Origin of the sequence: Rothia sp. P4278, from assembly GCF_048512945.1 — a bacterium.
Classification (GTDB): Bacteria; Actinomycetota; Actinomycetes; order Actinomycetales; family Micrococcaceae; genus Rothia.
Genome location: NZ_JBLXXU010000008.1, coordinates 1 through 10,276 on the forward strand (window position 1 = coordinate 1; position 10,276 = coordinate 10,276).

The window sequence follows — 10,276 nt, forward strand, 5'->3', positions numbered from 1 at the left end:
GGCTGATTGGGCACGGTGCTTACGTAGGAGCGTGCGGAGTCTGGTGATGAGTCGTTCGTATTTCTGATTGCGGTGTTGAAGCTCGGCAATGGTGGCTAGTAGGGTTTCGACTTCTTCGGGTGTAGCTGCGGGGTTAGCTATGGGCTTGTTGCGGGATTTGCGCGCACGCGCGTTCTTGGAACAGCGTTCAGTGCAATAGATACGTTTGCTTGATGCTTGTGTGGGTAAGGTGCTGGCACACACTGGGCAGAGGCGATAGGTGATGGTCTGGTTGTGTTTCATGCCTTGTCTTAGGTTGCTAGGTGCAGGTGGGTAAGTCGTTAACCGCCACGGATGTGGCGGTGGTGCATTTCAATGCCACACGTGTGTGAGAAAAAAGTTCCTATAAATCGGGTCAGAGCTGATGGGTAAGTGTGTGGGTCTAGTTGCTGCTGGCTGGTTCTGCATCCATCATGGGCCTGGTTTTCTTTACTGCTGCTATGTCTTCTGCGTTGCCCTAGCTCTCTGTAGAGCTCGTCCCTATTCCATGAGGGTGTCTCACTTCTAACCATGAAAAATCCTGTGTTCAACTGTCGCAAATGCGACAGTCACGCCCAGGCCAATAAACCCCTCATTCTGGAAGCCCCCAGCTCGTTCTAGTGGCTGGTTTTCTCGTCACACCTCTTGCATCCAATAAGCCAGGAAGTGGTATCCCATTTTTCACTCTCTGCTATATCGTCATGACGAAATGCAATAAAACCCATGAAAACCACCCCACACCCCACCACAGAAACCCGCACCTGCCCCTACTGCAACACCACCTTCTACTACGAAAAAGGCCCCGGACGACCACCAATCTACTGCACCGATACCTGCCGAAAATACGCCGCAGCCCACCGCAAATACGCCCACGAAACCAAGAGCCCCCTACGCCTGATATACGCCCAACCCCTCACCCCAGAACCCAAACCACGACCGGTCCACCGAACCCTGAAACTTGGCAAAAAAGAACTCAAAGACTTCCTCCGCTCTGAACCAGCTACCGTCATCCCTGAACTGACCCGAGAACTTGGCTACTGCCTCAACGACCGGAAAATACCGCGTGAAGAACGCGCCCAAATCGCCAAGATCCTGGGTAAAACCCTGACCCAGTTAGCAAGGGCTGAGTACGGGTTTGTTGGTGGGGAAAGCGCAAAAATTCCGGTTACCAGCGGGATCAGCCCGCAGGAATTTGTGCAATATGCCCAGGTTTTAGGGGCCTTTGAAGAGCTAGCCGCCTGGGTTCACTCAGCCCGCCAGCACGCCGAGTATGAGCGCGCAGTAGCTATTGGCAGGGAAGTGCGTAAGGCTAAGCGTGAGGTTGCCGGGGAAGTTGAGCAACTCCGTGCCCAGGTCAAAAAGCTAGAGAAAACAGTTAGTGAGCAGCAGGGGCAGTTAGAGCAGGCGTATGCAACTATTGCGCGGGTACAGGAGCATGAGGTTCAGGCGCGGGGTCGGTCTTTTAGTGCTGCCGGTGAGGTGATGAAGATGCGTGAGCGTGTCGCTGAGCTGGAGTCTTTGGTGACTAAGTGGCAGAAGCATGCTGAGGATTGGGAGTGCGTGGCGAAGATGGAGCGGGCTCGTGCAGCACAGGAAGTCGCTCGGGTGCGTGCTGAGGTGTTGGGTGGTGGTTCGGCCTTTTTCAAGGGGAAGTAGCCTGTGGTGGGGGTTCTCTGGTGTGTCTGGGTTCTCGTACTCGTGGGGGTTCATCAAGTACAGTAAATACCAGCAAACTTTTTAAATAAGTGAAGCCCCTCTTTGCAGGAGGGGCTTCGACTAAGAATATGGGATGTCACGTTCCGCCAAGATCGATTGACATCCGGTGAGGAAACAACCATGCTACATAAACACACAAGGAGGTTTCTCTGATGTTTAGTGTATCAGTTTACCTCCGGTCAAATACAAGACCCCGGGCCAACGCCACACCCTTTGAATTACTCAAAGCCCGACCCGCAGGCACCCAATCCCCCCACAACGCCCTACCCTGGCGCAGATACACCGCCCAAAAATACCTGACCCATCTTTCTGCAACCAAAGCAAAAACAGCCCAAAAAATCATCGACTACATCAGCTACCGCTACCGCCTGAGCGAATACACCGCCCAATTCACCTACCACGAGATAGCTTCCCACCTGGGCATCTGCACCAAAACAGTCCAACGCTACGTCCATGACCTTATCCGTCACAGGCTCCTTGCCCTAGTACGGTCGGGCAAGTCCGCCACCTACTCTTCCACCCGAGCGAACGAAGCACCCATCTACACTTTGTTGGTTCCTGTAGGTAAAAATGTCCACCCCTTAAAAACTTTTAAGAAATCTGTTAAGTCCTTAAAGGACAACAACCAAAAATTTTCTCTGACCGCGGTGGTTGAGTCTGCTTCTGACCGTTGGAAGGCTACTCAGCGGCTGAAAGAAGAGGTCTTGGATCTGCGGAAGGTTCCTACTGTGCTTTTGGTGGGGCATATGAGGAAGATTTTTGCTGCTGGTTGGTGTCTTAAAGATGTTTTGGTTGCTTTGGAGCAAAGCCCTGAGGGTGAGGTGTATCAGAGTCGTGGGGCTGGTGGTATGCGTTCGGTTTTGGCGTGGTTGCATTTGAGGGTTAATGCGTGGAAGGGTGCTGATGGTGTTTTGCCTCCTTCGCCTACGCGGGTTCAGCGTGAGCAGGCTAGGGTGGAGCGTGAGCGGTTGGTTGAGCAGCAGCGGCATGTTGTGCGGGAGTTGAGTAGGCCTCGGGTGGTGCCTGTTCGTGGTTTGGAGCAGGTGCGGTTGATGCGTGAGTATTTGAAGGTTAAGGGCCGTTATGGGGCTGTGGAGGCTGCGCGGTTGTATCCTGAGCAGGCACAGATGGTAGGGGCATAGAACTACACAGCAAAATAACGGGGTAGGAAACGCTGAAAGTAGCCAGCTCTGACAAAAAGTAACTAAATCTGTAACGGTTACTTGCAATGAGTACTTTTTACCGGACAGTAAAAATAGTTCTCAGGAAGAATTTAAGCCTTAAGAAGGCAGATAAGATAGGTGTATGCCTTCTCTACGGCTCCCAGCGGACCGCTAATTATCGAACTCGCCGCTGAGAGAGACCAAACGAGGAGGTGAGCGTATGAGCAAGAGCAAGGGTATGAAAATAGCCCGCGAAGCTCGCAAATGGTTAGGGCCTGCTGCGAAACTTCTACGGGCTACTGCCGAACTCTGGAAAGCTATCAACAGCTAGTAGCACGATAGCCATTCCCTACGCTAGGGGCATCACCTCAGTACTTGGCGGTTCTGAGGCGGTGCCCCGCTTTTTTGTACATACAAAGCATATCTTATTGCCTGGAACTTTGGGGGACTAAATGGAACTTCCATGGTGCTTCTCATCGAAAGCTGCCCCCAAGATTTCATTGATAATAGCTGTCATATCCCGCTCCTGCTCAAAAGCCTGCTTACGCAACTGCTGATAAACACCCTCATCAATGTTGAATGTAAACTTGCGGGTGCTTACCGGTTTGCGAAACGCGGTCTCAGTCCGTGCAACATCTCCCCCACTGCGACCTTTCTTGGTAGCAGCTGTTGCCAATTTCTTAGCTAAATCATTCATGACTAGTAGTTTTCCTTTCTAAAACCATATATACGTATATATGTCTTTATGTATGACCATATATACATGTATACGGCAATGCGGTTTTATGCCTCTAGGGCCTTAAGGGTATTAGACAGCTCAGTAAAGAGGTCTTGATACCCGCCTAAGTCTCCGTTGTATGTGTCAGCAAACCAAAAATTCTGTATCTGTTGTTTGTTAGGGACTTCTGAGCTGAAAACGGGCAAGTCTTGGGCCTTAGTAGCTTCTTTGACAGCTTCATAGGTCTTAGTAGCTCGCTTATCCCAGTGGCATAGAAAGAGGGCCGCTGGGGTATCGCCTGTGGCGGCAAGAGTTCGTACCGCGCGGTTGAAGTCCTCGGGGGCAACAGGCGAGGGGATAATTGCGAAATCAGCTAGGTCTATAGCCTCATTGATAACGGCAGGGTCACCCGGTGGGGTATCAATGAAGATCCATTCTTCGGTCACCTTAGCAAGGGTACGTGAGAGCATTACCCGGTTTACGGGGGTGACGGTGTATCGGCGGATGGGCTCTCCGTTTTCTTCGGCTACTTCCTTCCATTGGGTTGCTGAGCCCTGGGGGTCTGCATCAATGACCAGGGCGCTGTGTCCGGCGCGTCCGGCTGCCTCTGCTAGAAGCATGGCTGTGGTGGTTTTTGCTGTTCCGCCTTTGGTTGTGGCAATGGTGATAATCATGGGCCATCCTTCAGTATGGTTATATGTATAACCGTATCACTGTGTATGTGGTTTATATAAATATTTAGCGTCAGTAAGTGGTACGTAAAAGTCTCTAGTACTAGGGCGGAAGTATGAGTCCTGGTGCAAGACTGGTTCAAGAACCAACCAACCAGCTCACCCCGGAAAAATTAGCCAGCTCCCGCAGACTCCACACCCGCCCTACCTGCGGATTGACCTCCGAACGCATCCGCACCAACTGCCCCTCTGTACAGCAGGATCTGACGCGGGCTCAGAGCGTGCCGGTAGTTGATGATCGGGATGTGTGGGTGATGGAGAACCAGTCCGCTGATGTGCGAGCAGATTTGTACATGTGGTTGAACAAGGTTCAGGCGGCTGAGTGTGTGCTGGGCGTGCTATCTGAAGGTGGGGTTAGTGGTGTGTCGGTGAGTGTGGATGGGCAGGGAAAATCAGTCACCCTGATTTTGGGCAGGTGCGGGTGAATGCCCAAGCGAAATTTGGGAAGGCGGGGAAGTCTGTGCGGGTGCTGGGGGTCGAAGGCCAGTGTAGTGGCTGGTCGGGTTGATTTGACGGATTCTGTGGTGGTGGTGGCTCGGTGCGTTTGTTGGAGAATCCGGGGAGCGGGAGCAGCGTGTGGCGAGGGCTGTAAGGGGTGAGGAGCGACAGGGTGCGCGGGATGTTAGGGCGCCGAAAGGGCCGGGGATCAGCTTATAGAGGATTTTCAAGTAAAATTATCGTATTTTCTCAAATGAAGAAATCAGAGCCCCAGGGAAAATATACGGCTGTTGTCTCTCCTGTTTTCTTCTTTTATTAACTCTTACAATATTGATGCTTATTCCAAATCTTCTCTGCTACCCCGCAAAAGATCGGCGACAACCAATATTTTACTGTCAAGTTTGCAGATCAACTGATGATTAAAACCCGCACGCTTGTGCTTCCCAGAAAATTTACTTTCCTTTATAAACACCAATTCCATACTGAAATGAGTGTCCCATAAACCACCAGGAAACAGGGTTCATTGAGTTATTTTGACAGTGAATTTTTCAAGTATTTCAGCACTTTGCAGGGATATTTTTCTATTAGGGTAAAAAATAGACTATGGATTTACTCGGGAATTGCATTAAATATTATTTGCAAGCAAAATATACTTAATGCGCGACTGAGGGAAATATATTAGAAACCACATACAATAAGGTTCAACCCAATAGCGAGAAAATTGTATATAGAAAACTAAATATTAACTTCCCTCCTTAGTCTAGCCGACAAAATAAATGTAAATGAAGTAGCACAAAAAATTAGAAGTGAAAATGAAAGGACTGTACTGGGCGAAAAACTTTGCAATGTCAAAGATATAAAACCTAATGTGGCAAGGCTCAGTAACGCACTCAGAGTGCCGGTAGCTGAACCAATCGAAGACATCAAATGCTCGGGCATCAACTTTTGGAGACGAGTGTGCAAGAAAGCTACATAGATGAATAGGAATAAAGGCAGAAAGAAGAGAGGAATAAGCAATAATATATTATCGAAAAGAAGCAGCATAGCAGCAACAATAACAATCCCAGATAAACAACAATAATATATATAGTTACCTGATTTAATTTTAGAAAAAATAATATTCGATACAATATTTGCTAGCTGTAACGCGATAAAAATAATGCCGAAATAAGAGGGGCTGAAATCAGCATTAATAAGGATCATCTGCCAAACATTGAAAAATGCAGTAATTGCAATATCAGTTATGATTATTAAAATTACAGCAATCTTTATTTGCCAATTTTCAAGGGAGCCATATACACCTTTCAGTATATCTTTTAATGGATTAGTGGTTTTAGCATAGTTTTTCGTCTTAAATGAATCTTTAGGGAAGAAAATTAATGCATTAACAACACTCAGTATAATTGCTATTATAGATAATTTATAAATATTAATTCCGACTATCCCATAAAGGAAGCTGCCAACAATTGAAGAAATTATGCTACTAATTAAAAGTGTGTTTTGATCTATGCTATAGAATCTCTTAAGATTAGATTCATCATTTCGAAGCTTCTCAGCAAAATAAAGATCCATCGTAGAACTTTGACCAGCTGCTGAAATTCCGTACAGAACCCACGCAACAATCATCATTTGAATACCAGAAGATAATAAAACTACTGCATACGATATTGATAAAAGAAATACAGAAAAAATATAAACTTTTGCTTTGGAAAAAATATCAGCTAGTATGCCGCTGGGAAACTCGAATAAAAGAATAGTGATGGTAAAAGCTATTTGAACGATTACTATTTGGGAGAAATCTAGTCCCTTTTCAAGCAGAATAGGGGTTAAAATTGCCTGCGGTATTACCCTACCAAAGTTCATCAAAAAGTTTGAAGTAAGGTATGGAAATAATTTAATCATAAATACCTATCTATTAAAGGAGTGCGCCCTCTTCAACTTAGCTAAAGAGGGCACACATGTTATCTCATGAAATAACTATATAAAAGTTACTTATATGCTGCGATGATGCGGCAGGAAACTGCTACTGCAGGGCTAGTCTTTGCTACGGTCATGGAAGTCATGACTTTACCTCCTCTCAGTTTAATCGTAGTTAATTCTTTATCTGATTGATAAAGAAAATTTATTCAAATCTATGGTCAATATATTTATTAAATATTGTAACATCTGATTTACCAGAAAATAGTTTTGAATATGATTCGTAGTATTCAAGAAAATCAATGAGTTTTTCTGGATAATTTACATTATCTATTTTATTATCAAGAAAGTCTAAAATTTTTTGGAATCTAGATAAACTTGAAGCATCCAAAATATCAGAAGATTCTATAAAATTTACAAAGATACTATATAGCTGATCTTTTGAGAGATTCTTTAGTCTCATGACTGAGAACCTGCGAGAAAAAGCTGAGTCTGCGGTGATATAACTTAGTTCTGTAGGTGTGGTGGCGCCAATCATCCTAAAATTTGGGTTAGTTAGATACGGTTTTAAGGTATCAAGAAGGTTAGTTCCTCCTTCAGCAGATCCCGTATTCCCTAGCATATGTATCTCATCCATAAATAGAGTGAAATTATTTTCAATGGATTTATCAAAAATATCTATTATTTTGGATTCGAGCTCACCACGGTATTTTGTGCCAGAAATAATTTTTGGCAAATCTATTGAAAATATCCTTGTAGTGCACAAATCTGTGTTCGCATATTTTTCTACCAGGTAAGTCTTTCCCGTACCTGATTCAGCACAAATAATTAAATTATTCTTACTTCTTTTATTCAGGATAATTTGTATTTCATTTATTTCTGCTTCCCTATTATCATCAGAATATTCTTTATCTATCGGGATAAAGTTCCCGTAATTCTTTAGTGAAGAATCTATTCTGAATTTTTTCGAAAACTGGCCCATGGCTGTTTTGGGACGGATAGCTCTTGATATATCAGCATCCATCTCCAAAAGGTTTTTTAGAAAATCGTTTTCATCTTTTGCTGAAGCTATTGCTGTAACAAGTTTGGAACGGTCATCAATATTTCTATGACGAGAAAAAGATTTCAGCGAAATATCATACTGATCAGTTGATCCGATAGTATTGAGTGCATCATATAAGTTGCGGGATTCACTGATTAAAGTAATTAGATCATGATTAGAATTCATGAATATTAACACTCCAATCAAATGTATCTAATATGATGAATTTTTCAATGATGGCAGGTTCGCAATATCCGGTCAAGTGTTTAATGGCTTCAATGGCTCCGGATTTAGCCGCCAAAGCATTAAAAGAGTCCATAATATTTGGAGTCATCCTTTTGTTGATATTCTCGATATCTGGGGTTGCAAGTGTTACTTTATTGTCACCAATTAATTCAGTGTATGAACGTGTCTTTCCAGGTATGCATAGTGGCCCAATCATAATTTGATGAAATCCAGTTGGCCCCAGATTAAAATGTGAGATATTTAGCTTTGAACAAACCTCATCTACAATGAAATTGATCGAATCCCTCGGCGTATCTGCTGCAACTAACAACAAATCTGGGTATGACTCAAATTCAGTATAGATTTCTTCGAGAGCATCGACTAAATCTACATCTTTTTTAATTTGTTTATTAACTGCTGCAACTTTTGTGCGGGGGTTGTGCTTGATAATTTCCGTTTTCGCTACATCAATTTTATTAAGCCCAATCTCTTTTTCTGTATAAAGCACTTGGCGAGATGTATTGCTTAGCTCGATTGAATCAAAATCAATAATAGAAATATTTCCTACACCCATCATGGAGAAAGACAATGACAAGTAACTTCCGACTCCACCCACTCCCAATATGCAGACGTGTGAGTCCTGAATTTTTTGTTGGAATGATATAGCATCTTTAGCATCGATTCCAGGCAAACTCATAAAGTTTCTTATTTGCCTATCCCACTTTTCATAACTATACAAATCCAAGGAGTACTCAGCATTTCTTAGTGACCAATAGTCATTCTCCTTTAGGATGTTTTCGTCGATGGCAAATTTTAAAACTTCAGTCGACTCATTCAGTTCAAAACCATCCATTGATAGAATGTTGATTATATCTTCATAGCTATTATTTCCATCTGCGTACTTCAAGGCTGATAAGAAAATAGACACATCTCCCGAAAGGGTGATATGATCCTTTCCATTTACCGACACAACCAAACCCTCTTTTGAGCTGGCGATAAGTAATGATTCGTTAGTAATAAGTTTCTTCAACTCAAATCTCCATCTTAAACGTTTGGTTGCGTAGATTATAATCTATATCCTTCACTTTTAATTGCTCAAATTTTGAGAGATTTATTACGTAATATTTCTTCATCCGGTCAGATAACTGCCCCACCAGAAGGCAAAAAGGACGGTTTCGGTACGGGAATAAAGAGCAACCAACACGCCCGAAAAACCCATACCGAAAACCTGCACCGAAAAGGCTCCCCAGCAAACACGCCAGGGAGCCCTTTTCGATACCCTCAAACCATGACCACCAACCACACCACCATCGGCTACGCCCGAGTCTCCACCACAGACCAATCCCCCGAACTCCAACACCAAGCCCTCACCCAAGCAGGCTGCTACCAAATCTACTCAGACACCGGGGTCACAGGCCGTACCATGGCACGCCCACAACTCACAGCCTGTCTCAAAGCCCTCCGCCCAGGAGATACCCTCATGGTCTGGAAACTCGACCGCCTAGGCCGCAACGTCAAAGGCCTCTGCCAGCTCCTTGAACATCTCGAAGCGCACAACATCCACTTCCACTCTCTAACCGAAGGAATCGACACCAGCACCCCGGTAGGAAAAATGATGTTCCACATCATCGCTTCACTAGCAGAGATGGAATCCAACCTGATCTCAGAGCGCACCAGAGCAGGACTTGCTGCCATGAAAGCAAAGAACGGGGGCAAGAAAGGGGCCGGGCCGGGTCGCCCTGCAAAGTTATCTGCTGCCCAGAGGGGACAGTTGGTGCGGATGCGTTCGGAGGTTAACCCGCAGACCGGGCGGGTGTGGAGCCTGCGGGAGCTGGCTTCCTTTTTCGGGGTGGGGGTATCCACGGTAGTTCGTTCCCTGGAGTCCTCTCTGAGCGCCTCAGAATCACCCTAGTTTTCTTCTCTCCTGTATTTTGCGTACCCGCTGCAACCTGGAGCTATCAGAAAAATCCCACAACTCCCGTGGCTTCTTCCGATAGTAGTACCTAGCGAAATACAAATAATCATTGAGGACAGCACCTTCCAACCGCTTTACATGCTGTAGCCGTAGGAGCCTATCCTGCATCTGATCCATCATCTGCTTGAACTGCATACTCTGCTCGATAGCAAACCGATTAGTCTCTTCCAAGGTCTGCTTGATCTCTTCGTAGTCCCTACGTGCTAGGAGTTGTTCTTGCAGTTCTCGTTTCTCGGCAATGAGCCGTGAGATACGTGCTTCTACGGATCGGGTGACATCTAGCTCTGTTCTGCGTTGTTTATCTTGTGCCCTTGCGATTGCTGCTTTTGCTCT

General features: G+C 45.3%; 11 protein-coding genes. 4 read left to right on the forward strand and 7 right to left on the reverse strand.

The annotated features are described in order from the left end of the window. The coding region (locus tag ACN085_RS10455; protein WP_419111495.1) for a hypothetical protein at positions 1-282 on the reverse strand (282 nt) is incomplete at its 3' end. Between the two features lie 459 nt (positions 283-741). Here ACN085_RS10455 and ACN085_RS10460 point away from each other — a divergent pair. Both ACN085_RS10460 and ACN085_RS10465 read left to right on the forward strand, forming a co-directional pair. Then, complete coding sequence (locus ACN085_RS10460; RefSeq protein WP_419111496.1) at positions 742-1,674, forward strand: hypothetical protein; 933 nt, start codon at positions 742-744, stop codon at positions 1,672-1,674. A 212-nt stretch (positions 1,675-1,886) separates the two neighbouring features. Then, on the forward strand, positions 1,887-2,876 hold the full coding sequence (locus ACN085_RS10465) for a hypothetical protein (protein WP_419111497.1): 990 nt from the start codon (positions 1,887-1,889) through the stop codon (positions 2,874-2,876). Between the two features lie 469 nt (positions 2,877-3,345). Here the strand turns inward: ACN085_RS10465 and ACN085_RS10470 are convergent, their stop codons facing one another. Both ACN085_RS10470 and ACN085_RS10475 read right to left on the reverse strand, forming a co-directional pair. Continuing rightward, complete coding sequence (locus ACN085_RS10470) at positions 3,346-3,594, reverse strand: hypothetical protein (RefSeq protein ID WP_419111498.1); 249 nt, start codon at positions 3,592-3,594, stop codon at positions 3,346-3,348. A gap of 86 nt (positions 3,595-3,680) precedes the next feature. After that, positions 3,681-4,289 carry an AAA family ATPase gene (locus ACN085_RS10475; RefSeq protein ID WP_419111499.1) on the reverse strand — a complete coding sequence of 203 codons (609 nt, stop codon included), beginning with the start codon at positions 4,287-4,289 and terminating at the stop codon, positions 3,681-3,683. A gap of 113 nt (positions 4,290-4,402) precedes the next feature. Here ACN085_RS10475 and ACN085_RS10480 point away from each other — a divergent pair, with 113 nt between their 5' ends. After that, positions 4,403-4,771 carry a hypothetical protein gene (locus ACN085_RS10480; protein ID WP_419111500.1) on the forward strand — a complete coding sequence of 123 codons (369 nt, stop codon included), beginning with the start codon at positions 4,403-4,405 and terminating at the stop codon, positions 4,769-4,771. Positions 4,772-5,519: 748 nt separating this feature from the next. Here the strand turns inward: ACN085_RS10480 and ACN085_RS10485 are convergent. The 3 genes from ACN085_RS10485 to ACN085_RS10495 form a co-directional block, all read right to left on the reverse strand. Beyond that, positions 5,520-6,686 carry an MFS transporter gene (locus ACN085_RS10485; protein WP_419111501.1) on the reverse strand — a complete coding sequence of 389 codons (1,167 nt, stop codon included), beginning with the start codon at positions 6,684-6,686 and terminating at the stop codon, positions 5,520-5,522. A gap of 220 nt (positions 6,687-6,906) precedes the next feature. Beyond that, positions 6,907-7,929: an AAA family ATPase gene (locus ACN085_RS10490; RefSeq protein ID WP_419111502.1), complete on the reverse strand. Its 1,023-nt coding sequence runs from the start codon at positions 7,927-7,929 to the stop codon at positions 6,907-6,909. Continuing rightward, positions 7,919-8,998: a HesA/MoeB/ThiF family protein gene (locus ACN085_RS10495; protein WP_419111503.1), complete on the reverse strand. Its 1,080-nt coding sequence runs from the start codon at positions 8,996-8,998 to the stop codon at positions 7,919-7,921. The genes ACN085_RS10490 and ACN085_RS10495 overlap by 11 nt, the downstream gene beginning before the upstream one ends. Positions 8,999-9,256: 258 nt before the next feature. Here ACN085_RS10495 and ACN085_RS10500 point away from each other — a divergent pair, with 258 nt between their 5' ends. Then, the gene (locus ACN085_RS10500; RefSeq protein ID WP_419111504.1) at positions 9,257-9,880 is read left to right on the forward strand and encodes a recombinase family protein; all 624 of its coding nucleotides are present in this window, start codon (positions 9,257-9,259) and stop codon (positions 9,878-9,880) included. Here ACN085_RS10500 and ACN085_RS10505 read toward each other — a convergent pair. Then, a partial coding sequence (locus ACN085_RS10505; protein ID WP_419111505.1) for a hypothetical protein occupies positions 9,872-10,276 on the reverse strand: 405 nt, incomplete at its 5' end. The two genes, ACN085_RS10500 and ACN085_RS10505, sit on opposite strands and share 9 nt — an antisense overlap.